At 67.7% G+C, this 23,495-nt stretch carries 19 protein-coding genes; 8 read left to right on the forward strand and 11 right to left on the reverse strand.

Annotation, left to right across the window (positions count from 1 at the left end):
* Positions 1 to 197: 197 nt before the first annotated feature.
* The gene (locus IRY44_RS28175) at positions 198 to 1,442 is read right to left on the reverse strand and encodes an IS256 family transposase (protein WP_166456601.1); all 1,245 of its coding nucleotides are present in this window, start codon (positions 1,440 to 1,442) and stop codon (positions 198 to 200) included.
* A gap of 376 nt (positions 1,443 to 1,818) precedes the next feature.
* Between IRY44_RS28175 and IRY44_RS28180 the strand changes: the two genes are divergently transcribed.
* From IRY44_RS28180 to IRY44_RS28200, 5 genes are all read left to right on the forward strand, one after another.
* Positions 1,819 to 3,819 carry a hypothetical protein gene (locus IRY44_RS28180; protein ID WP_166456580.1) on the forward strand — a complete coding sequence of 667 codons (2,001 nt, stop codon included), beginning with the start codon at positions 1,819 to 1,821 and terminating at the stop codon, positions 3,817 to 3,819.
* Positions 3,820 to 3,908: 89 nt separating this feature from the next.
* Entirely contained in the window at positions 3,909 to 5,411 is a 1,503-nt protein-coding gene (locus IRY44_RS28185) for a DUF3375 domain-containing protein (protein WP_255533233.1), read from the forward strand.
* Positions 5,404 to 6,075 carry a DUF4194 domain-containing protein gene (locus IRY44_RS28190; RefSeq protein WP_166456578.1) on the forward strand — a complete coding sequence of 224 codons (672 nt, stop codon included), beginning with the start codon at positions 5,404 to 5,406 and terminating at the stop codon, positions 6,073 to 6,075. Before IRY44_RS28185 ends, IRY44_RS28190 begins: the two co-directional genes overlap by 8 nt.
* Before the next feature lie 2 nt (positions 6,076 to 6,077).
* Complete coding sequence (locus tag IRY44_RS28195) at positions 6,078 to 9,416, forward strand: ATP-binding protein (RefSeq protein ID WP_228532989.1); 3,339 nt, start codon at positions 6,078 to 6,080, stop codon at positions 9,414 to 9,416.
* Positions 9,413 to 10,645, forward strand: coding sequence for a Wadjet anti-phage system protein JetD domain-containing protein (locus tag IRY44_RS28200; RefSeq protein ID WP_166456576.1), 1,233 nt, complete (start codon positions 9,413 to 9,415; stop codon positions 10,643 to 10,645). The genes IRY44_RS28195 and IRY44_RS28200 overlap by 4 nt, the downstream gene beginning before the upstream one ends.
* A gap of 662 nt (positions 10,646 to 11,307) precedes the next feature.
* Here IRY44_RS28200 and IRY44_RS30910 read toward each other — a convergent pair.
* The 10 genes from IRY44_RS30910 to IRY44_RS28250 all read right to left on the reverse strand — a co-directional run bounded on the left by IRY44_RS30910 (position 11,308) and on the right by IRY44_RS28250 (position 19,520).
* On the reverse strand, positions 11,308 to 11,946 hold the full coding sequence (locus IRY44_RS30910) for a transposase (RefSeq protein ID WP_228532983.1): 639 nt from the start codon (positions 11,944 to 11,946) through the stop codon (positions 11,308 to 11,310).
* A 350-nt stretch (positions 11,947 to 12,296) separates the two neighbouring features.
* Positions 12,297 to 13,313, reverse strand: coding sequence for a TauD/TfdA family dioxygenase (locus IRY44_RS28210; RefSeq protein WP_269697267.1), 1,017 nt, complete (start codon positions 13,311 to 13,313; stop codon positions 12,297 to 12,299).
* Positions 13,314 to 13,806: 493 nt separating this feature from the next.
* Complete coding sequence (locus IRY44_RS28215; protein ID WP_194803205.1) at positions 13,807 to 14,034, reverse strand: hypothetical protein; 228 nt, start codon at positions 14,032 to 14,034, stop codon at positions 13,807 to 13,809.
* A 221-nt stretch (positions 14,035 to 14,255) separates the two neighbouring features.
* Entirely contained in the window at positions 14,256 to 14,936 is a 681-nt protein-coding gene (locus tag IRY44_RS28220) for a fumarylacetoacetate hydrolase family protein (RefSeq protein ID WP_194803206.1), read from the reverse strand.
* Positions 14,937 to 15,082: 146 nt separating this feature from the next.
* Positions 15,083 to 16,057 carry a methyltransferase gene (locus IRY44_RS28225; RefSeq protein ID WP_194803207.1) on the reverse strand — a complete coding sequence of 325 codons (975 nt, stop codon included), beginning with the start codon at positions 16,055 to 16,057 and terminating at the stop codon, positions 15,083 to 15,085.
* A gap of 26 nt (positions 16,058 to 16,083) precedes the next feature.
* Positions 16,084 to 17,115 (reverse strand): 4-hydroxy-2-oxovalerate aldolase, encoded by a 1,032-nt coding sequence (gene dmpG / locus IRY44_RS28230; RefSeq protein ID WP_194803208.1) that lies wholly within the window; start codon positions 17,113 to 17,115, stop codon positions 16,084 to 16,086.
* Positions 17,112 to 18,005, reverse strand: a complete 894-nt coding sequence (locus IRY44_RS28235; RefSeq protein ID WP_228532984.1) for an acetaldehyde dehydrogenase (acetylating) — start codon at positions 18,003 to 18,005, stop codon at positions 17,112 to 17,114. The genes dmpG and IRY44_RS28235 overlap by 4 nt, the downstream gene beginning before the upstream one ends.
* A gap of 29 nt (positions 18,006 to 18,034) precedes the next feature.
* Positions 18,035 to 18,283, reverse strand: a complete 249-nt coding sequence (locus tag IRY44_RS28240) for an acyl carrier protein (protein WP_194803209.1) — start codon at positions 18,281 to 18,283, stop codon at positions 18,035 to 18,037.
* 14 nt (positions 18,284 to 18,297) lie between these two features.
* Positions 18,298 to 19,146, reverse strand: coding sequence for a 3-hydroxyacyl-CoA dehydrogenase family protein (locus IRY44_RS28245; RefSeq protein WP_194803210.1), 849 nt, complete (start codon positions 19,144 to 19,146; stop codon positions 18,298 to 18,300).
* 161 nt (positions 19,147 to 19,307) lie between these two features.
* Entirely contained in the window at positions 19,308 to 19,520 is a 213-nt protein-coding gene (locus IRY44_RS28250; RefSeq protein WP_194803211.1) for an MbtH family NRPS accessory protein, read from the reverse strand.
* A 266-nt stretch (positions 19,521 to 19,786) separates the two neighbouring features.
* On the opposite strand from IRY44_RS28250, the gene IRY44_RS31410 reads away from it, so the two are divergent.
* From IRY44_RS31410 to IRY44_RS28265, 3 genes are read left to right on the forward strand one after another with little or no spacing between them, the layout of a single operon-like run.
* The gene (locus IRY44_RS31410) at positions 19,787 to 20,698 is read left to right on the forward strand and encodes a xanthine dehydrogenase family protein subunit M (RefSeq protein ID WP_269697264.1); all 912 of its coding nucleotides are present in this window, start codon (positions 19,787 to 19,789) and stop codon (positions 20,696 to 20,698) included.
* Entirely contained in the window at positions 20,689 to 21,162 is a 474-nt protein-coding gene (locus IRY44_RS28260) for a (2Fe-2S)-binding protein (RefSeq protein ID WP_194803212.1), read from the forward strand. Before IRY44_RS31410 ends, IRY44_RS28260 begins: the two co-directional genes overlap by 10 nt.
* A complete protein-coding gene (locus IRY44_RS28265) occupies positions 21,159 to 23,495 on the forward strand; it encodes a molybdopterin cofactor-binding domain-containing protein (RefSeq protein WP_194803213.1) in 2,337 nt (778 codons plus the stop codon). Before IRY44_RS28260 ends, IRY44_RS28265 begins: the two co-directional genes overlap by 4 nt.

Below are 23,495 nucleotides of genomic sequence, written 5' to 3' on the forward strand. Positions count from 1 at the left end.
CATCCGGTAAAAACGGCCCAACCTGACTGGAACCAGGGGAGGAAGCCACTTATTGCTACATCGGGCGGTGCGGCCGGGGTCTTGCGGGCACGGAGCGGGACCGCACTGCACGACCTGTTCGTTGGGTGCGGCCGGTTCGCCCGGGGTCAAGTCCCGCGGAGTGGTGTTTTGCGGTTGGGCGTGATTCTTCGTTGTTGTTAGGCGCTGAGCGCTGGTAGGTCGTTGGTGTCGGTGTCCTCCTTCGTGTCGGTGGTGATGAGGGTGAGGCGGGATTTGGCGAGGATGTCGAGGCCGAGGTAGCGGCGGCCTTCGGTCCATTCGTCGTGCTGTTCGGCCAGGACGGCGCCGACGAGGCGGATCAGGGCGTGGCGGTCGGGGAGGATCCCGACGACGTCGGTGCGGCGGCGGATCTCGCGGTTGAGGCGTTCCTGCGGGTTGTTCGACCAGATCTGCCGCCAGATCTCTTTCGGGAAGCCGGTGAACGCCAGAACGTCGTCACGGGCGGCCTCCAGGTGGTCGGCGACGGCGGGCAGTTTGCCGGCGACGGTGTCGATGAGGCGGTCGTACTGGGCGTGCACGGACGCGGCGTCGGGTTGGTCGTAGACGCTGTGCAGCAACGTTTTGACCCACGGCCAGGACGCTTTCGGGGTGGCCGACATCAGGTTCGCCGCGTAGTGGGTGCGGCAGCGCTGCCACGTCGCGCCGGGCAGGGTCGCGCCGATCGCGTCGACCAGGCCGCGGTGTGCGTCGGAGGTCACCAGGCGCACCCCGGACAGGCCCCGGGCGGTCAGGTCCCGGAAGAACGCGAGCCAGCCGGCGCCGTCTTCGGCGCTGGTGACCTGCAGGCCGAGGATCTCCCTATGTCCGTCGGCGTTCACGCCGGTGGCGAGCAGGGCGTGGACGTTGACGACCCGGCCGCCCTCGCGGACCTTGAGCACGAGGGCGTCCGCGGCGACGAACGTGTACGGGCCTTGGTCGAGCGGGCGGCTACGGAACGATGCGACGTGTTCGTCGAGGTCGCGGGCCATGACGCTGACCTGCGACTTCGACAGGCGGGTGATGCCCAATGATTCGACCAGCTTGTCCATGCGCCGCGTGGACACGCCGAGCAGGTAACACGTCGCCACGACCGACGTCAGTGCCGCCTCGGCCCGCTTGCGGCGCTCCAGGAGCCAATCCGGGAAGTACGAGCCTGAGCGCAGCTTCGGGATCGCGATATCGAGGGTGCCGGCGCGGGTGTCGAAGTCGCGGTGCCGGTAGCCGTTGCGGGTGTTGACCCGGTCGGGGGAGCTGGTGCCGTAGTCCGCGCCGCAGATCGCGTCGGCTTCGGCGGACATCAACGTGTCGACGAACGTGGTCAACAACGAGCGCAGCAGGTCCGGTGACGCCGCGGCGAGGTGGTCGTGCAGGAAGCGGGCAGGGTCGATACTGGGATTTGCCATCGCGTGGAACTCCTCGAACTTGAGCGGGAACTCAGATCGAAGAATCACGCGGTGGCCACCTCACGTCTACGCCATGCCCGCCTCAACGGGCCTGCCGCACACCACTCTGCTGGACGCAACTGCCGGATTCCGATGACAATTGTGCTGACCGAGGATGGGCTGCCGCAGGTGCGGTCCGTACGCATGCGGTAAGGCGTGCAGGGACCGGTGGTCGGGGCACCTGAACAGTAGGAGCACGAGCGCCTCGAGAAGTCCAGTTCACGGCCTTGCCGTCGCGGGAATCGTGCATCTCTGCGGGCATGTCAGGTGGGTGGTCGTATACCGCTGGCCCGCACGCGGACGGGGCGAGTCCGGGTGTTGTGGCTACGGTAGGCCCGTGGCAGAACGACTCACCGGCGCTGAGTTCATCGCCCGAGCCCGCGAAAAGCACGGCGACAGGTACGACTACTCGTTCGTCCAGTACGTCAACAGCCAAGCCAAGGTGACGATTATCTGCCAGGAGCACGGCGAGTTCCAACAGGCGCCGGCGAAGCATCTTCACGGGCAGGGGTGCGGCTCCTGCGGAGGCCGGGTCCGGCTGACCACCCAGCGCTTCATTAACAGGTCTCGCCGGGCTCACGGCGATCGGTACGACTACTCACTGGCCGAGTACGTCAACAATCGCAACCCAGTGACGATCTTCTGCGGCGATCATGGGCGATTTCAGCAGCGACCAGAAGCTCACATGGCCGGCGGGGGTTGCCCGCGATGTGCCGACCGGGAACGTGGCCTGGCCCGAACAGGCACGACGGCTGCCTTCCTCGCCGCGGCCGCTGAGGTGCACGGCGACCGGTACGGGTACACCGAGGTGCGATACGTCAACAGCGAGACCAAGGTAACGATCATCTGCGCTGAGCATGGCCCGTTCGAGCAGTTGCCCGGCAGCCATCTCCGCGGTGTCGGCTGTCCGGCGTGCGGCACCGTGCAGCGAGCCCAGCGGCTCACCAGCTCGACGGAGGAGTTCGTTCTGAAGGCACGGGCAGTCCACGGCGAAGCCTACGACTACTCGCGGGTCGAGTACGTCAAGGCGCGGCTCAAGGTCACGATCGGCTGTCCAGCCCACGGTGATTTTCAACAGACCCCGAACAGTCACCTCAGTGGCGGTGGTTGCCCCAGCTGCGCGCAGGAGGCCATCACCCGCGCGCAGACCGACACCGCCGAGTCCTTCATAAAGAAGGCGCTTCATGTACACGGAGAGCGGTATGACTACTCGCAGGTCGAGTATCTGCACAGCCAGATCAAGGTCACGATCCGCTGTCGCGAGCATGGTCCGTTCCCACAAGTCCCCTCAAGCCATCTGATCGGCTCCGGTTGCCCGAGGTGCGCGCACCGGGCGGTTGGAACGGCAAACGCGGACACGACGGCATCCTTCGTCGAGAAGGCGCAGCGTGTCCACGGTGAAAGGTACGACTACACCCAGGTCGAATACGTGCGCAGCCAGGTGGAGGTCACGATCGTCTGCCCTGAGCACGGTCCGTTCCGCCAGGTGCCCAACTCGCATCTGAGCGGTCGGGGCTGCCCCGAGTGCGGTCTCCGGAGCATCTCGCTGGCGCGGGCCGGGAACCTCGACTCGTTCCTCGACAGGGCCTTTGTCGTCCATGGCAGCCGGTTCGACTACTCACGGGTCACGTTCGCCGGCTCGCACATCAAGGTGGCGATCCTGTGCCGCGACCACGGCGAGTTCAGGCAGACGCCGGCCAGCCACCTCAACGGGAGTGGCTGCCCGTCCTGCGCCACCGAAGCGCGCCGAATCGCGATCGCTGGCACGTCTGACCTGTTCGTCGCCCGTGCCGAGTTCGTTCACGGCGACACGTACGACTACTCCGGCGTCGAGTACCGCAACGCGATGACACCGGTCGTCATCATCTGCCGTCGGCACGGCCCGTTCACGCAGATCCCACCTGTGCATTTGGGTGGGAGTGGTTGCCGCCGATGCTCGACCTCGAAGGGTGAGATCGCAGTCGCTCGCCTCCTCACCAGACTAGGGCTGGAGTACGAGCACCAGTGGCGGGACCACGACTGCCGGGACTTGAGAGTCCTCGCCTTCGATTTCGCGCTCATCGGACACCGTATGTTGATTGAGTTCGATGGGCCGCAGCACCGCCAGCCGGTCCGCTGGGGCTCGATGTCGCAGGCGGAGGCCGTCGCGCTGTTCGATGGCGTACTGCGTCGGGACCGGATCAAGGACGACTGGGCGGTGGCCAGCGGCTGGAGGATGCTGCGCCTGACGGATGCCACCACCGTCGAGCAGGACCTGACCGCCGCCTTGGTCGCTGGCGGACTCCTGGTCACCCAGTCAGCCGGCAACCCCGCTGATGAACCGCCCCGGATCTTGTAGAGACCAGGGCGTACCACGAAGGTCGTAGGCTATCGATCGCGAGGGGCTGACTGTGTCGTACCCGCCTCGTACGCTTCGTGTCGATGGTTATGCGAGGTGTAGAAGGTGCTTACCAAGGTGCGCTCCGGGCGTTCCAGAATCCGATGCTTGCCTTGCTTCATCAGACGCACGCGCCGTTCGTGGTGACGGTGTTGGCGATGGTCTTCACGGCGGAGCGGCCGACGGTTGCGGTGGCGGATGCGCATGCGGAGATCAACGACGCCCTTGACCAGCTACGGGCTGCCGGCTATGGCGACGAGGATAACCAGCCGCTGCCTAGTGGAAATTCGCGGGACTTGTGCAGGCAGTGGGTGCAGGCGGGGTGGTTGGTGCGGCAGGTGTCCGACGCCGGTGTCGAGGTGTACCGACTGTCGGCGTACGGTGTCGGTGCACTGGAGATCGCTGGGCGTGTCGGCGGGGCGCGGACCAGGGTGTCGCAGTCGCGGGTCAGGACGCTGTTGGAGGCGATCGAGCGGCTTGCGCAGGAAGCCGATCCGGACCTGATGACCCGGCTGGCGCGCTTGCACGAGGAGATCCAGCAGCGGCAGAAGGAGCTGGCTCGACTCGAAAAGGGTGGTGCCGTCGAGACAGTCGAGGACGAGCAGCTGCTTGAGGCCGCCGAGAATGTGCTGCACTTGGCGCGGGAGCTGCCTGCGGACTTTGCCCGCGTGGCAGAGTCGATCAAAGCTATCCAGCGTGACGTGGTCGCCGAATTGCGGCACGATGTGCGGCCGACCGGGGAGGTGCTGCGTGAGTACCTGGCCCGCGGCCAACGGATCTTGGATGCGACACCGGAAGGCCGCGCGTTCGCGGGGGCGTTGCGCCTGATCGGCGACCCGGCGCAGATCGATGACCTGTGGGGCCAGTTGCGGAGGGTGCTGAGGCACCGGTTCACTGAGCTGTTGCCGGAGCAACAGCGGCGGGAGCTCGCCGAGATTTCGCGGCGCATCGAGCAGGGCGTCAAGGAGGTGCTGGCCGCCCAACGGCAGGCATCTCATGTGATCACCACGCAGGTCCGCAACCACGACCCGATGCGCGACCGTCAGGTGGATGAACTGTTGAGGGATGTGATGTCGGGCCTGCACAAGTGGGTTCCCAGTTCACGCCGTGGAGAGGTCGTCGAGCCGTTGCGTCGCCTGCCGGTGGCCGATGTCGGGCACTTGCGTCAGCGGATGAGTGATCCGCGACCACCGGAGCCACCTGCGCCGTTGCGGGACTGGGCCGAGGAGGAGGCCGAGGACTTACCGGCGGCGGACACTCGGGCATGGGGTGGCCCTCGGTACACCGAGTTGCGGGCGCACCTGGCAGCGTTCGCGGGCGGTGCGGCGAACGTGGATGTGCTGGCGGCATTCCGGGCAGCGGCCGAGGATCTCCAGCGGCCGGTCGATTTGCTAGGCCTACTGGAGATTGCACATGACGCCGGGATGACCGAGACATCCGAGATGGCGGTGGTTGACACGGTCCGGCCCGACCAGACCCGGCGACGGTTCGCCCTCGGCAGTGTGGTGGCGGCGAACCCGGCGGGCGTAGAGGGGAGCGGTGGTGATGAGTGACCCGGACGGCGTCGACGACGGCTGGCCGATGGGCACGGTGGCCGGGTTCATCGACCCCGTTTCGATGGAGGAAGATCCGACCGAGCTGTTCGCTGGCGATGCGGGAACGTTGGACGCAGAGGTGCGCCGTGTGCTGGTCCAATTATTGCGGCGCAAGTTCCTGCTTGCCGAAAAGAATCCCGCGCAATGGCGCACGTTGCTGGAGAACCAACAGATCATCGAATCGCGCATGCATGACCTGTTCGTTCGCCTCGTGGTCGACCACGACCGAGGCGTGGCGTACAAGCAGCAGGTGCGCTCAGTCGAGCTTGACGTGCCGATCCTCCTCAAGGACGACCCCTACACCCGGGCCGAGACTCTGGTCCTGATCCACCTGCGGACCGTCTTCCAGCGGGAACGCGGTACGGGCGAGATGTCCGCGAGGGTGGACATCGAGGAACTTGAGCAGACCGTGCTGACCTACTTCGATCCGCACGACCATAACTTGGCCCGGCGCCAACAGGAGGTGCGCAACGCCGTGCAGCGGTTGGTCCCCGAAGGGTTGCTCGCGGAGGAGTCCGCAGGCCGGTATCGGATCACCCCGCTGGTGGAGGTTGTGCTGAGCACGGAAAAGCTCGCCGAACTGGACCAGTGGCTACGCGAACGGAATGAGGCCACAGCGTGAGCATGATCGACACGCTGTTCGGGTTGATCCCGGCAGCCTCGCGGGGTCAGCAGTGGGTGGCGCGTGACCTGCAATTGGTCAACTGGGGCGGTTACGACGGATATCACCACCTGCGAATCGCGCCTGGCGCTACCTTGCTCAGTGGAGGTTCCGGGTCGGGTAAGTCGACACTGATGGACTCGTACATCGCGTTGCTCATGCCGCATACGACTCCGTTCAACGGGGCGTCCAACGGTGGAGTGGTCGGTAGACCCCGGGGCAGGGACCAGCGCAATATCCTCTCCTACGCGCGCGGTAAGCTCGACGAGTCCCGGACCGACGGCGAGACGAAGGTGCGGGTGCTGCGCGGCGACGGCCGGGATACGTGGTCCGCCATCGCGATGACGTGGGTCGACCACACCGGTGCCGAGTTCACCGCGCTGCGGGCCTGGTATGTGCCGTCTTCCGCTCGGAGCTTGGACGACGTCGTGGCGGTACGCGCCATGTGTGACCACGGTTATCAACTACGCATGCTGGAAGGCCCGGCGAGCAAACAGCTCGCCCGCGCCGAGGTCGTGGCCACTGGCTTGAGCTGGTGTGACACTGACCGGGATTTCACCGCGCGTCTGCACACTACCCTCGGTATCGGCGCCGCCGGCGACGGGCACAAGGCGGTCGCGCTGCTAGGACGGATTCAGGCTGGCCAACAGATCACGACGGTCGATGCCCTTTACAAGACGATGGTGCTTGAGGAGCCGTCCACGCTGGCCACTGCTGATGCGGTGGTACAGCAGTTCGATGAACTTTCCGGCACCCGGGCGCGGATGATCATAGCCCGACAGCAGGTGAAGGCATTGACTCCGATCCGCGACCACCGGGCCACCATCGAGAACGCGGTGAACCAGCTGCGCCTGATCGACGAGGTCGGATCGTTCACCGAGGCGTCGACCCCTGCCGCATTGTGGCGTCATCAACGCCGGCTGGACCTGTTGCGCTCGGCTGAGCATGATCTGGCTCAGCGGCACCGCCGAGCCCAGGAGGAAGTGTCCGAGACCAGCGCCCTGGTCGCCGCGGCCGAAGTGCAGCGAGATGGGCTGGTGGAAACCCTTCGTGCCTCCGGTGGTGACCGCCTCGAGACGGCGCTGCGGGAGATCCGCGCCGTGGAGCAGCGGCTGGGCGATGTTGAACGGTCACGGGAGCGCCTGGACCGGGCGCTTGCCGTCATCGGCGTCACCGTGTCGACCGGTGAGGACTTCGCGGCACTGGTCGAGACGGCGTATCGGTTTCTCGCCGACAATGACGCCCGGAAGACGGCGCAGAACCAGTTCGCTGAGGCGGTGGCGGAGAAGAAGGACGCCGAACGAGAGCTGACCACGCTGCGCTCCGAGCACAAGGCGGTCAAGACCCGTCGGGGCAATATCCCGACTGAGCTGCACGCGGCTCGCGCGCTGTTGGCCGAGGCGGCCGGACTCAAACCAGATGACCTGCCGTTCGTCGGCGAGCTGATCGAGGTGCGGACGGAGTTCGAGCCGTGGCGCGAGGCGTTCAACCTGGCGCTCGGCGGATTCGCTACGCGGATGCTGATCGACATCGGCAGATTGAACTCGTTCCGCGAGGCGATCAACGCGGTGCCAACCGCTCGACGGCTTCAGTTCGAGGGCGTGCGTACCGGGTTGCGTGATGAGGTCGGGCTGGACGCAAAGACACTGCCCGGCAGACTCGACTACCGACCCTCGCCGTTCACCGCCTGGCTCAAGAGCGAGATCGCCCGCCGGTTCGACTTCGTCTGCGTCGAGACGCCCAGGCTGCTCCCGCAGTACCCCAAGGCCCTTACGATCACCGGCCAAACCTCGGAAGGCGGGCGGGGCGCGCACGGCGGTCACGGCCGGGCCAACGTTCTCGGTTTTACGAACAGCAGGCTGCTTGCCGACCTCGAGCACCGCATCGGCTTTGTCCAGAAACGCCTCGACGATGCTCTTGACCGAGCATTCAGGCAGGAGGAAAATCTCAACTCATTCGAAGCCAGACGCACGAACTACCAGACTCTGACCGAGTTGTCCTGGGACCAGGTGGACCTCGATGCGGTCCGAGCGGAACAGGACCGCTGGAACCGCGTCGCCGACGAAATCCGGGCGGGCAACCCACGGATCGATCAGCTCCAGCGCCAGGTCGACGGCCTCAAGGAGCGGGTCAGGGAACTGACCGAACGCGTCGGCCGGCAAAAGGAGAACCTGAAGAAGCTCGGGGAGTCGTGGAGGTCGACCGTCGACGAGGTGGACCGCGCCCAGCTCGCGCTCGACACGGCCACGGAATCAGGCGTCGATGTCCCTGAGGAACACCGGGAGTACCTGGAGACGCTGTTCGGCAGCGAAGCAACCGCCACCACCCCGGACGGGGCGCTTGCCGAGTTCGACGCCGCGATGAAACGGGCCACAGAACGGATCCGCGCCGACCGACAGTCGGCAACGGAGACGATCGGGCGATCACGGAAGGCGCTGCTCGACACGTTCTCGACGTTCCTCGAACGCTGGCCGAACCCGAACCTCGGCATCGACCCGGACGGCTCCTATCGCGACTTCGACCGTCTGCTCACCGACCTAGAGACCAGTGGCCTGCACGAACTGGAGACCGAGTGGCGCGACAGTCTGCTCAAGCTGTCCGGTAACGACCTGACTGGCCTGGACAGCGAACTGGCCGCCGCGATCCGCGAGATCCGCGACCGGATCGACCCAGTCAACCACATCCTCGCCGAACTGCCGTTCTCCGACGACGAACACCGGCTGCGTATCGACCCGCAGGAGAGCCACTCCGCGGTGCGCGCCCGGTTCCGCAAAGAGCTGCGCGACGTACGCGCCTTCATCGACCAGGCGGCAACCGACGACGACCGGGAACGCGCCTATCACCGGATGGCCAAGGTGATCGACCGCATCCGGCGCACCGCGCCCGATTTCGCCGACCTCGTCGACGTACGCAATCACGTTCGGATCAGCGCCGAGAAGTGCGACCTCGAGGGTAGGCATGTCGCCGTGTACGACCACATCGGCGAGAAGTCCGGCGGCGAGTCGCAAGAGCTGGTCGCGTTCATCGTCGGGGCCGCCTTGCGGTACCAGCTCGGCGACGCGGGCGCCGCCCGCCCCCGCTACGCCCCCGTCTTCCTCGACGAGGCACTGATCAAGGCGGACGCGCACTTCACCGGCCGGGCCATCGGCGCCTGGCGCGGCCTGGGCTTCCAACTCATCATCGGCGCCCCCAATGACAAGCACAGCGCGATCGAACCACACGTCGACGCGGAGTACCTGATCCTCAAAAACTCTCAGGGCCGATCTTGGGCGAAGCCACTGGTCGGTGTTCCGGACGCATGAGCGCACTCGTCATCCCGCAGGACGCCATCGCGGCCATGCGCCGCAAGATTGATCAGAAGTGGCCCGAAGCCGTAGGCGCGGAGCTCGGCGTCGGCGACCACGTCGTCTTCTCCGTTCCGCTGCGCCCCGGCGTGACGTCCGGCAAGGCCGTCGAGCAGCTCGGGCACGCAGCCTGGCACCAGTGGCACATGCAGTGGCGTGACTTCTCCGACCAACTGCCCACCGGCGTGGGGCTCGTTCGCAAACCGGTGACGATCCGAGGAGTCGCCGGCGACTTCCCCGCCACGCTCGTCGCCGACCTGGACGGCGCCAACAGGCTCACCACCGACACCCACACCGGTGCTGAATCACCGAGCGTCGACCTCGGCCGCGCCCGCGCGCTCGCTCGGGCGCTGCGATCAGCCGGCGCGACCCTCACCCCGGCTACCCTCCGAGCCGTCTACCGTCTCCAAGACGCCGACGTCGAGGTGCTGATCAACGCGGTGACCTGGCTACACCAGCACCCCGACGCCAGCACCTGGACCCTACGGCAACTACCGGTGCCCGGTATGCACACCAAATGGCTCGGCACCCACGGCGCCCTGCTGCGCGACGTCGCCGGACGCGATGTCCGCGACGAAGTTCGGCCCCGGCTCACCGTCATGCACCTCACCTACGTCGACCCTCACCACGCCGCATCGGGCCGACGCCGGCACGACGCCTGGACTACCGGCGACGTGCACGAGATCGCCTACCAGCCGCGTGTCGTCCTCGTCGTAGAAAACCGCGATTCCCGCCTCTGGTTCCCGCCCGTCAGCGACACGATCGTCGTCGAGGGCGGCGGCAAGGCCGCAGCAGCCTTACTAGCGAACGTGCCCTGGATCCGCGCCGCAGATCACGTCATCTACTGGGGCGACATCGACGCGGACGGGTACGCGATCCTCGACCAGTTCCGCGCCACCCTCGCACAGCCGGCACCAGACGGTGCACCAGCAAAACGCGTCACGTCCATCCTCATGGAAGCGACCGACCTCCACCGCTACTCCCAACATGGCGTCAACCATGACAAGGCTGGCCGCCCCATCAAGCCCTCACCCGAGCCTTTGCCGCACCTGACCGACGCCGAAACCACCGCCTACAACACCATCGCAACCGCGGGCCCCACCCCGTTCCGCCGGATCGAGCAAGAAGCCATTCCCCTCACCCACGCCGCTGCCCGACTGCTGCAGATCTTGGAAGAACGCCGGTGAAGCGCCCACGATTCTCGCCTGCCGGCCGTCGAGGGCGGTCATGGCAAGCTTCGGGTGGCTGCGGCCCGTGACAGCCCCGAGCCCACAGCGCGGGTGGGATTGCTACCCAACGATCGAAATGACGCCGACGATGCGCAGCCCGAGTTAGGTATCGACTCATGTCAATCAACCGACATGTACCCCCATGCCTGCGGCAGGCGGGTCCCGATGGATGGGGGATCGTCGTTCTCTTGGCGACGGGAGACCTCGATGGTAGGGCGGCGGGCGCGGTCGGACCCTGGCGACGTCCTGTCGGTCTGCCCCCCCGTTTACCCCCCGAAAACCCCCCACCTGCAGTTGACAACCAGTGACAAGGGGCGATCGGTCTCTGACCGTGTCTGTGCAGCTCAGCGCTTATTTCTGACGGCCAATGACAAGGTCGGGGTAGCTACGGACGGTAACAAGGGGTTGTCGGTTCGAATCTATTGTCCCGACTCGGCGTCGAGGGGGCTGACCCTAACCTCGGGTCAACCCCCTCGACGGTGTGCCGCTCGGCTCCCTGTTGGTAACGCGGGGACCCGTACGGTCCGGGTAGGCTGACCGTCAACCGATCGGGATGGCACCAACAACGCGCAATCCGAGGTGGGCATCGGTTCGTGTCGATCATCGGACACCAGTACGATTCATTGTGCACAAGATGACGTTGGCGGCCGAGAACATTGGATTGCGGGCGCTGCTGGGCCGTGCCGATCTTCAACGGGCGGCAGCAGCACTGGACGCATGAACTCGGTTCGGCGGGCGTATGCAGGCCGAGACAGTGTGAATGCCTTGACCGGGTCGTAGAGCTGGCCGGTGCTCAGGCAATGGTGCAGGCAGCCGAGGAGTTTGTTGAAAAGGTTCCGCAGTGCCGCGGGATGCCGGTCACCGTGGTTGCGGCGGCGTTGGTAGTGCTGCTTGGCGGGTTCGGCGTGGGTAGCCGCGACGAAGGACCAGATATAGCCGGCGGCCGCGAGGCGGTCGTTCTTGACCTTGCGGTGGGTGATGGAGATGCTTCGTCCAGAAGCGCGGGTGACGGGTGCGGACCCGGCGTATGCCTTTGACGCGCGGGCGTAGGCGAAGCGGGTACGGTCGTCGCCGATCTCGGCGAGGACCCGGGCGCCGGTGACGTCGGCCAGGCCGGGAAAACTCGTGACGATCTCGTGGTCGCGATGCTGGCGAAACGCTTCGCTCGCGGCTTCTGCGAGCTGGTCGACGCTGGCGCACTCGACGTTTAGTGCGGCCAGCAGAGCGAGGGACTGCGCGCCCATCGCGGCCTCGACCATCGGCAGCTGCCGCAGCTGCGGACGGCGCAGGGCTTCATGCAACTCAGCGGCAAGTTCATCGACGCCGCGTTGACGAATCCGCGGCGCAGCGCCGCCGCGATCCGGGTGCGGGACAGCTTGGCCGCTGTTGCCGGCGTCGCCGCAATGGCCAACACAGCGCGGGCGTCCGGGCTGGTCAGATGCCCTTTCCTGCCTGCGAACGCGTTGAGGAAGCCGGCGAAGTACTCTCGCAGCAGCGACCGCAGCTCATTGGACGCGCGGGTCCGCCGCCATGTGGCGTCCTGATGAGCAGGGGCGAGCACCGCGACAGCCTGGACCAGTTCGCTAACGGATAGTGGACGTTGTTGAGCTCACCCGACGATGACGTGACCGTCACCGGGGCGGAGGCTGCGGGAGCGGCGCAGGTCCGTCGCGATGTAGGTGCGCTGCAACCACCTGTCGTAGCCGTCATAACGGGGGGTGAACGGAGAGCGTCCGTGCACGGCCGTCCGGTTATCGACGATGGCCCAGTCGCCCGGCTCGAGGTGGATCGTGACCGCCACGGCCTCAAGAGCCCGAGTTAGTGCGCGTACCGCCGCCGCAGCCCGCTCCGTCGTAGCAGTCGTGGCGCTCAGGTCCACCCTAAGGTCCGCCTCCCCGGTCAAGATGGCGTGCGGCACGCTGCGATCACGGTGCCCGAACGACGGCGGGGCAGCGGTCCGGAACTCGGCCGCGGAAAGCACGTCAACCGTTCCGCCGTCCAGATGGCGCAACGCCCGGCGGATCGACGCGATCCGCAGACCCGCCTCGCCCTCATGGTCGGCCCGAAGGCAGAGCAGCGTGATGTACTCCGGGCGGTGCTCGTGGAAGGCGTTCTCGACGTGGAACGAGAGCACAGCGGTGGAGCCGGCATTGCCTTGGAAGGTCTCCATCCCGGGCACCGGAACGACGTCCTGCACCAGACCGCCCGACTTCTCCGGCTGGTATGCCACCGGATCACCGAGACCGGTCGCGAAGAGCATCAGCACCGCAGCCGGCACCGACGGCTCCCGGCGTACCGATGCTGGACCGTTGGGGGTGTACTCCAGCGGGCCGGCTTCGGCCGGAAGGCCTCGTACGAGCAGGTAGCCGTCGTCGTTGCCGTACCGGCGGAACGCTCGGACGAACTGCCGCACCCTTTCCGGCATACGCTCCCAATTCCGTCGTACCAGATCGATCCAGGGCAACTCCTGAATGGAGCTGTGTGGTGCTGCCGCAAGCTCGGTCGCAATGCCGCTGACCAACTGTCGTTCACAGGGGTCGAGTTCGATGTAACCCGTAGCGACGTTCGGCGGCTGCAGCCGGCACGAACACCCCGCGCTGATTACGGCGTTCTGCAGTAAAGTCACTGCGATTCCTTTCGACTTCGGCCAACGGCATGGCTGACACGACCAAGAATTGCTGTCCAGGCTATCGCGCACCTATCGGGGGCATTTCGCAGGAAGCCGTACATCAGAAATCCGCGCCAACTGACGCCGCCGCGGATTTCGACGAAGGCGGTCGGCCAGGCGGTTACGGTGCCCCCCGGCGGCTACTTCAGCATCTCCGACGCGACCGGGTGGTTCGGCTGTTCCGCCCGAGTCGGAGGTTGCGCTGGGATGCCAGGCGCCGACCCGGCTCGGTGGTGGTCAACGAGTATCACCGGACCGCCCCGCGCGATCTTCAGCAACCCAGGCCACTGCCTTGAGCGGGTCAGGCACAGTTCAGGCAAGGCATGAGCCCCCGACGTAGTGCGGCTTGTTATTCCCGCACCTGTCGGGGGCCTCACGGTTCAGCCTCCAGTCACGTTTTGACTGTGAGAAGCTTCAATCCGATACTGACTCTGGGCGTGACAATTGCGTGTCACCAGTTGTGAGCCAGGTAGAGGTCAGCGCCGGAGGTGCCCTCGCAGCGGTAGTTTTCGGCCTGGCCGCTGCTGATCAAAGAGACGCCGGCCTGCTGGCACTCGGCCGCCGTCGAGTAGGTTGCATAGTACTTCCAGGTGTAGATACCGGCGGATGCAAGGTTTGGGGTGAGTGCGGTGAAGCCCGCGACGACGGCACCGATCACCATCGCCTGCCTGATACGCAAAGACAGCATTGTTTACCTCCGGTCCGTTACTTCGTTGATTTCATGCAGCCCGGACGCAAGGAGCAAAGGGTCCGCGTCTCAGGACGCCGGTGCGGTCCGGGAGTTCCCACTATGTTGCTGTCCGGGAGGCGCCCTTGGCCCGTGCCGGGCCCCGCCTAGGCGCGGAGCCGGACGACGATGCCCGGCCCAGGCGTTCGGCGCCTCCTCGGCCCCATGAGCCCTTACTCGTTCGCCCGTGGCCCGACCGCGACCAGCGAGACCGAGCCGAGAACACCGAACGAGGCCCGCACATCTCGGCCGGGCACCAGGTCCACGGCGCCGGCCCAGGACCCGGCGAGCACGATGTCGCCGGCTCGGATGCCGTCGCCGTAGCTGGCCAGGATGCGGACCAGGCAGGCCACGGACTCAGCAGGATGCCCCATTACGGCAGCACCGGTCGCAGTGAGGCGGCTGCGGACCGTGCCGTCCCGCTCCCGCACCTCGAAGACCATACGCTGAGCCGCGAGGTCGAGGTTGCCAAGCGGGGTCGGGGTGCCGAGCACCGCCATCGCGGACGACGCGTTGTCGGCGACCGTGTCGACGAGGGTGATGTCCCAACTGTCAAACCGGCTGTCGAGCACCTCGAGCACCGGGATCACCGCGGACGTCGCGTCGAGGACGTCCTGCGCCGTCACCTCGGTGCCGGTCAGGTCCTCACCCAGCTCGAAGGCGACTTCGCCCTCCACCTTCGGGTGGATGAACCGTCCCGTGTCCAGATGGATGCCGTCGGGCAGCAGCATCCGGTCGGTCAAGAAGCCGAAGTCCGGATGGTCGATGTTGAACATTTTCTGGATCGCCGCGCTGGTGGCGCCGATCTTGCTGCCCACCAGACGAGCTCCGTCGGTCAGCTCCGCGTCGCGCACCCTCCGCTGGACGGCGTACGCGTCGTTCAGCGTGAACTCCGGATGCCGCTGGGAGATGCGTGGGACCGGGAGGCGATGCCGGGCTGCGGTCCAGAGCTCGTCGGCAACCACCCGCTGCGGTGTCATGCCGGATGTCCCCGGGCTCACTACCTGACCGCCACGAAGAGTCGGCCACCGGGCAGGATCTCTGCGTGGCTCTCGACGTGCCGGAAACCGGCGGCCCGGAACTTCTCCAGCCACTCCTTCTCGCTGGGCAGGAAGACCTCCATGAAGGTGGCGTGCAGGTACGTGAAGAGAGCGCTGAACCTGCGCTCCTCCTTGCCAGCGGCGAACGAGACGGCGTCGGCGACGACCATGGCCCCGCCCGGGGGGAGCGCGTCGCGGCACTGACGTAGCACGGCTTCACACAGCGCGTCGTCTTGGACGATGTCGTGCAGGACGAAGCAGGCCGTGATGACGTCGGCGCCCTTGATGGGACCGGGGTCGTCGATGAGCGATTCGATCGGCCGTTCCACCACCTCCATGCGCTCGGCCACGCCGGCCCGAATTGCGGCCGTCCGAGCGGAGGAACAGGCGGAGGCGCTGATGTCGACCGCCACGCCGGTGCGGGACGAATCCTGTTGCAGCGCTTGGATGAGCAGTCCGCCGGCACCCGCGCCGAGGTCCACGATTCGCGAGGCGCCGGACGCCCGGGTCCGGTTGAGCACCGCGGGGTAGAAGGTTCGCTCACCAATCCAGCGTGAGCTGACCGCGACCCGGCGCCCGTTGCGTTGGTGCGCCTGCGCGGATGTTTCCCGATCGATCAGGAACTCCCGCGCGTTCTCGACGAAAGGGCTGTTGGCGGTGAGCGACCAGGCGAGGTAGCCGGCCTCATGCCTGCGCTCGGCGAAGTCCGGCGCTGCGCAGAACACACCGGGGTCGGCCGTCGGGACCACCAGGCCCGCAGCGGCGAGGGTCTCCACGTACGCGGCGACACCCGACCGCGGGATCCCCGCGGTCTCGGCGGCGGAGGCGATCGTGAACGGGTTACCGGGCTCCAGCACGTGGTCTAGTCCCAGCTCAGCGCCGATCTGCAGCAGCGTCGCGGCCGCGGCGAGGTCGGCTGCGGACTGATTCTTCACTCGGTGCCTCCAAAGCGTTGGCAGTCTCACATCGGACCCGGCTTGTCGTCGGCGGTCAGCGCCATTGCCACTTCGATGATCGTGTCCTCCTGGCCGGCCACGACCCGTCGGCGGCCGAGCTCCATCAGGATTTCGCGGGGGTCCACCCCGAACTGGTCCGCGGCTTGACGGACCGGCTTGGCGAACCCGGAGAAGACTCCGGCGATGCCGCTGGTGATGGTGATGCTGTCGTTGGTGGGGACATGCTTGACGAACCGATCCTCGGCCAGATCGGCCGCGTCCAGGGCGCCGAAGAGGTCCACCCCGGATGCGATCTCCCGCACATGCAGGTTCGCCGCGATCAGCTCCAGCGGCGCGTTTCCGGCCCCGGCGCCGAATCCCCGGGAGGTGACGTCGACGATCGTCGCGCCCGCCGCGATGGCGGCCATGCTGTTGGCCACGGCCAGCCCGAGGTTGTTGTGCGCGTGGAAGCCGACGTCGATGTCCAGGTGTTCGACGACGGTCCTGACCTTCTCGGTGACGTCCCGCGGGGTGTAGGCGCCGGCCGAGTCCATCAGCACCACGGCCTCGGCCCCGAAGTCCTGCATCATCCTGGCCTGTTCGGCCAGTTTCGCCGCAGGTGCCATGTGGCTCATCAGGAGCATGCCCTTGACCGTGATCCCCATCGCCCGGAGCATGGTGATCTGCTGCCGCGTCACGTCCGCCTCCGTGCAGTGGGCGCCGACCCGGACCTCATCGACTCCACAGTGGAGGGCTGGCTTGAGATGCCCCTCGACAGTCGCGAACCCGGGGATCGACAGCACACCGAGACGCGCGTTTCGCAGTTCCGCCTTGGCCGTCGTCAGCATCTCCGTGTCGCTGAGCGCGGCCAGGCCGACCTGGATCGTGGAGGCGCCCAGGCCGTTGCCGTGGCCGACCTCCACGACGTCCGCGCCCGCGAGCTCGGCGGCCCTCGCGTAGGCGCGGATGTCGGCCTCACCGAGCTGGTGCGAGACCGCGTGGTTGCCGTCCCGTAGCGTCGTGTCGCAGAGAGAAAGACGACTTTCGGTGGTCCTCATACTGATCTCCCCGCTCGCGCCTCGGCCGCCGCCACGGCCGCGCACGTGATGACGTCCAGGTTTCCGGCCGAGCGCGGCAGCCAGTCACCGCGACCCTCGACCTCGACGGTGATCATGATTCGGTTGGAGTCCCTGACCGGCGGGACGACGACGCGGTACCCGGGAACGTAGGTGCGGATCTGCTTCTCCATGATGTCCACCGCGGCCCGAAGGGCATCCATGTCGATGCGCTCCGACGCCAGGGCGGTGATGGAGTTGCGCATGACGATCCCGGGCTCGGCGGGATTGATGATCAGAACGGTCTTGGCGCGGTCGACGTCACAGAACTGGTGGGTGGCCTTCTGCGTGGTGACGACGTACTCATCGAGGTTCGCTCGGGAGGCCGGGCCCACGCTTGCCGAAGAGCTCGCCGACACGATCTCCACGTAGCCGAGGCCGTCCGTCGCCTCAGCGACACAGACCGCCATGGGAACCGCTGCCTGTCCGCCACAGGTGACCATGCCGAGATACCGCTCGTTCAGGCATTCGTCGAGGTTCAGCGCCGGTACGCAGAACTTCCCGAGGTTGGCCGGTGTCAGGTCGATGAATGACGGGCCGAGCGGCTCGATGATCGACCAGTGCCGAGCCGCGTCCCTGGCCGATGTCGCGTCGAAGACGATGTCGATGCGATCGGCGATGTCGACGATCGCATCGATGCCCGCCACGCTGGTGGGAACGCCGTGCGAGTCGGCCAGCGCGATGCCGGGTGATCCGGCACGGCGCCCCGCGAACATCTCGCAGCGCAGCGCGGGGGAGTCGATGACCTTCAGGAGTAGATCGGTTCCGATGTTCCCGGTGCCGACGATCGCCACGCGAAGCGGGTCCGTGGTTGACGCCATCAGCGCAGCCATGGCGGTCTCCTTTGCTGTGGTGGGAGTTCTCAGGCGGCCGGCACCGCGAGTTTGCTGGTCACAAAGGCATCGATGACATTGATTGTCCGGAAGTTGCCGATATCGAGGTCATCTCCGTTCGCGGTGACACCGAAGGTGTTCTCCACGAACATCACGAGCTGGACCGCAAACAGGGAGTTCACGTAGCCGGTCGCGAAGATGTCCTCGTCGTCGTCAACGGCGAGGCCATTGATGTGGCTCTCGACGAAATCGCGAATGATGCCGAGACGCTCGTTCATGATCCTCTGCTCCTTTAGATGTTGTAGGTGAAAAAGCCGCGACCGGTCTTCACGCCGTGTTGACCGGCGTATACGAGCTTGCAGAGCAACTGGCTGGGCCGGAACTTCTGATCGCGGAAATGGTCCTGCAGGACCTCGAGCGAGTACAGGACGGTGTCCAGGCCGATGAGGTCTGCCGTGGCCAGCGGACCCATCTTGTGGCCGAAGCATTCGACGAAGAGGCGGTCGATGTCGGCCGCGGTGGAGACGCCCTCGTCCAGCAGGCAGATGGCCTCGTTGACCGTCATCATGGCCACCCGGTTGGTGACGAACCCCGGTGAATCGTTGACGACGACGCTGTCCTTGCCGGCGCGTGAGATCACGTCACGGGTGCCCGCTACGGTCGCGTCCGAGGTGTGGAAGCCGCGAATGACCTCGACGAGAGGCTTGATCGGCGCGGGGTTCATGAAGTGGGTGCCGATCACCCGGTCGGCCCGGCCGGCATGGCCGGCTACCTTGGTGATGGGGATGGCCGAGGTGTTGACGCCGAAGACGCAGTGCTCCGGGCAGATCCTGTCCATCTCGACGTAGAGCGGCCCCTTCACCGCCCAGTCCTCGGTGACGTTCTCGACGACGAAGTCCACGTCGGCGAGCCTCTTGAGATCCGTGGTGAACTCGATGCGGGACAGCACCTCGGCTGGCTGCGCATGCGAAGCTGGGTCGAGCATTCGGTAGAGCCGGACATTGCGCTCGATGAGCCGGGCCGCGCGATCCAGCGTCGCCTCGTCGACGTCGACCAGGACGACCGGCAAGCCGCCCGCGGCGAACAGATGGGACACTCCGATGCCCATGGTTCCGGCACCGACCACGCCGATGTTCTTCACTTGCGCGTGCCTCTCTGTGGGGAACGGGTTGCGCCGTCGGCGGATCGGCTGAGGGCCTGGTGGCCCCGCTCCAGCCGATTCCGAGGGTTGGCGCCGGATTGACAGGGTCCTGTCGGTCGGGGTGGGATGGTCGTGGCCATCGCTGGCTCCGGTCCGGCCGCTCAGGCTGCGGTCATCTGTTGGCGCAGGCTGAGGGGTCGCATGTCCGTCCACACCTGCTCGATGTGGTCGAGGCAGACCTGCTTGGTGCCTTCCACTCCGGTGGGTGACCAGCCGGGCGGTACGGTGCGGCCGGTCGGCCAGATCGAGTACTGTTCCTCGTCGTTGACCACGACGGTGTAGTGCTGTTCCTGCTCGGACACGTCTTCTCCCATCGCAGCCTCCGAGGGCCGTCGAGTCGGCCCTGCTCGGTTGTCTGCGAGGCTGGCGGTCGGCGCTTTCGCGGGCCTTTCAACCGCCTTTTCCGCCCGGCCGCCACCGGCGACACCCGGCAGGCGGGAGGGGCATCCTGCTCTTCCGCACCCCCGCGCCCGCACGACGGCGGCCGGACCGGGGCCCTTCGGCGCACGCTCACGCCGGCGGCGCGGTGGAGATAGGACGTCGACAGCCCGGCGAAAGAACAGCGGCGTAGCACTGCGGTGTGACCCCGACATCGACTCTCATCGGCCCAGCGGGCGCCGTCTCGGCGGCGCCTCGGAGCGACTACCTTCGCCCTGCCGACCTCGACGAGGCGCTGCGGCTGCTTGCCCGGGCCCGCGATGCCGTGATCGTCGCGGGCGGCACCGACCTCATGGTGGCTGCCAACCTTCGCGGGTGGGCGCCGGCGGCGCTGCTGGACATCAGCCGTGTGGAGGAGCTGCGCCGGGTGGACGACACCGGCGATCTGATCCGGCTGGGCGCCGGCGTCACCTTCGGCACGATCCTGCACGAGTATGCGCACCGGCTGCCCGGCCTGGCCCTCGCGGCGCGGACGGTCGGCTCTGCCCAGATCCGCCAGCGAGCCACGCTCGGCGGCAATCTGGCCACCGGTTCGCCGGCTGGTGACAGCCATCCCGCGTTGCTTGCCCTGGACGCCCAGGTCGAAATGCGGTCGCTGCGCGGCACCCGGCTGGTACCACTCGCCGACTTCCTCCTCGGACCGCAGCGCACCGTACTCGCCCCGGACGAGCTGATCACCGCGGTCCTTGTCGAGCCGCACCCCGGACCGCAGCTGTTCGCCAAGGTGGGCCGCCGGTCCGCCATGGCCATCGCGCTGTGCTCGCTCGCCCTCTCCATTCACTCGAACGGGCCGCGGGTGCGGGTCGCCTTCGGCGCGGCCGCACCCACCGCGCGCCGCGCCTGGGCCGCCGAACGCTTCCTCGTCGAGGCGATGCGTGATGCCGGCGGTGACACCCCTCCGGCAGAGCTGGTGGCCGAGTTCGTCCGGCTGGTCCGAGGGGCGGCCGACCCGATCGACGACATCCGCACCACCGCCGACTACCGCCGGCATGCACTGGGTGTGCTCGCGGAGCGGGCGGTGTGCCGCGCCTGGCGGGAGATGCTATGCGACTGACGATGAAGGTCAACGGCCGGCCGGTGGCCGCCGACGGCGTGGCGCCCGAACGCAGCCTGCTCCGGCTGCTCCGCGACGACCTCGGCCTGACCGGGACCAAGGACGCGTGCGAGCAGGGCGAGTGCGGCTCGTGCACGGTGCTGCTGGACGGCGGGTGCGTCAACGCGTGCCTGGTACCCGCCGGGCAGGCCGACGGCGGCTCGGTGGAGACGGTGGAAGGACTCGTCGACGTGCCGGCGGTGGTTCTCCTGCGGGAGGCGTTCCTCGCGGCTGGTGCCGTCCAGTGCGGCTTCTGCACGCCCGGCCTGCTCGTGGCGGCGCAGGAGCTGATGAGCCGGCGTGCCGAGCCGAGCGACAACGACATCCGGGAGGCACTGGCCGGCAACCTCTGCCGGTGCACCGGGTACGTGACCATCATCCACGCGGTGCGCTGCGCTTGGCGAGCGGGTCGGGAGGTGCGATGAGCGCGGTCACCGGCCGCCCGGTCGCGCTGACGGTGGCCGGCTCGGCGGGCATCGGCGCCAGCCCGCGCCGGCCCGACGGGATGCTGAAGGCCCGGGGGGAGTTCGCGTACTCCTCCGACCTGCGGCACCCGCAGGCGCTGTTTGGCGCGACCCTGCGCAGCCCGCACGCCCGGGCGCGCATCGTGAGCATCCGCGCGGAGGCGGCCCGGCGGCTCGCGGGCGTACATGCCGTGCTGACGCACGGCGACCTGCCGGCCGCCCGCACGACCGGTCTCGACCGCCGCGATCAGCCGGTCCTGGCCGGCGACCGAGTCCGATATCAGGGCGAACCGGTCGCGCTGGTGGCGGCCGAGGACGCCGCGACGGCCCGGCGCGCTGTCGCGCTCATCGAGGTCGAGTACGCGGTGGAGACTCCGCTGACCGACCCGTGGCGCTCGGCGTTCGATCCGGACGCCCCGCTGGTGCACGACGAGTACCTCAACGTCGTACGCCACCAGCGCATCAGGCGCGGCGAGGTCACGGTTCCCGCCGCAGTGGTCGTGCGCGGCGAGTACCGGGTGGGCATGCAGGACCAGGCCTTCCTCGGACCCGAGTCCGGGCTGGCACTGCCCGCCGGCGACGGCGGCGTGGAGCTGTTGGTCGCGACCCAGTGGCTGCACGTCGACCGCGACCAGCTCGCGGCCGTGCTGGGCCTGCCGCCGGAGAAGGTGCGGCTGACGCTGGCCGGCGTCGGCGGGGCGTTCGGCGCCCGAGAGGACCTGTCGATGCAGGCGCACGCCTGTCTGCTCGCTCTTACATGCGGGCGGCCGGTCCGGATGGCGTACCTACGGGAGGAGTCGTTCGTTGGCCACGTCCACCGGCACCCGGCCATCCTGCGCTACGAGCACGGCGCCGACCACGACGGCCGGCTGGTCTACGTTCGCGCCGAGGTCATCCTCGACGGTGGTGCCTACCAGTCGTCGACTGCCGCAGTCGTCGGCAACGCCGCCTCGCTCGGTGTCGGCCCGTACGAGGTGCCCAACGTCCTGGTGGACGTCTATGGCGTCTACACCAACAATCCGCCCTGCGGCGCGATGCGCGGCTTCGGCGCCGTGCAGACCTGCTTCGCGTACGAGTCGCAGATGGACCGACTCGCCCGTGCGTGCGGCCTGGAGCCGCTGGAGGTGCGCGCGCGCAACGCCGTACGCCAGGGGTCCCGGATCGCCACCGGGCAACTGGTGGACGCCCCGATCCCGATCGCGGAGATCCTCGACGCGGTGCGCGCCACGCCGCTGCCGCCACCCGTGGACCCACTCGACCCGCGCGATCTGCCCGGCGGGATCGGGGCCACCACCGGCGGTGAGGGCGTGCGGCGCGGGGTGGGATACGGCATCGGCATCAAGAACATCTGCTACTCGGAGGGGTTCGACGACCACTCGACCGCCCGGCTACGGCTGGAGCTGCGCGACGACGGACCGACGGCGATCGTGCACACCGCCGCCGCCGAGGTCGGCCAGGGGTTGCAGACCGTGCTGGCCCAGATCGTCGCGACCGAGCTGCCGGTCGACCGGGTGGAGATCCTGCCCGCCGACACCGATGTCGGGTCCGCCGGATCCACTTCGGCCTCGCGGCAGTCGTACATGACCGGCGGCGCGGTGCAGGCGGCCTGCGGGGCGATCAGCGCCCGCCTGGCGGCCGTCGCCGCACGCCACTTTCCGGGCCGACCCGACGTTCCCCTGGCCGAGCTGCTGAGGGACGGGCCGGTCGAGGAGACCCGCGAATTCCGCCACCGGCCGACCGTGCCGCTGGACGCCGATGGACAGGGCGCGTCGCACGTGCAGTTCGCCGTGTGCGCCCACCGGGCGGTGGTCGACGTCGACGTCGACCTGGGCCTGGTCCGGGTGGTCGAGCTGGCTGCGGCACAGGACGTGGGCCGGATCCTGCATCCCGTGTCCCTGGCGGGCCAGATCCACGGCGGCTCGGCCCAGGGCCTCGGGCTTGCGCTGCTCGAGGAGGCGGTCGTGGTGGATGGCGTCATCCGCAACCCGTCCTTCACCGACTACCTGATCCCCACCATGCTGGACATGCCTGAGATGACCCTTTCGATCCTCGAACACCCTGATCCGCACGCGCCCTACGGTCTGCGTGGCGCGGGTGAGCCGCCCACGCTTTCCAGCACCCCGGCGATCGTGGCGGCAGTCCGCGACGCCACCGGCGTCGACCTCCACCGCGTGCCCGTACGCCCGCAGGACCTCACCACAGCGCCCCCGCCGGAGACATGGGGCTGGTGGGCCGACGCCGACGCCGGCGCGGACAAGGCGGCGGCAGTCGACCGACACATGACCGAGAGGTGA

The sequence above is a fragment of the Micromonospora sp. ANENR4 genome, from assembly GCF_015354395.1.
Classification (GTDB): Bacteria; Actinomycetota; Actinomycetes; order Mycobacteriales; family Micromonosporaceae; genus Micromonospora; species Micromonospora aurantiaca.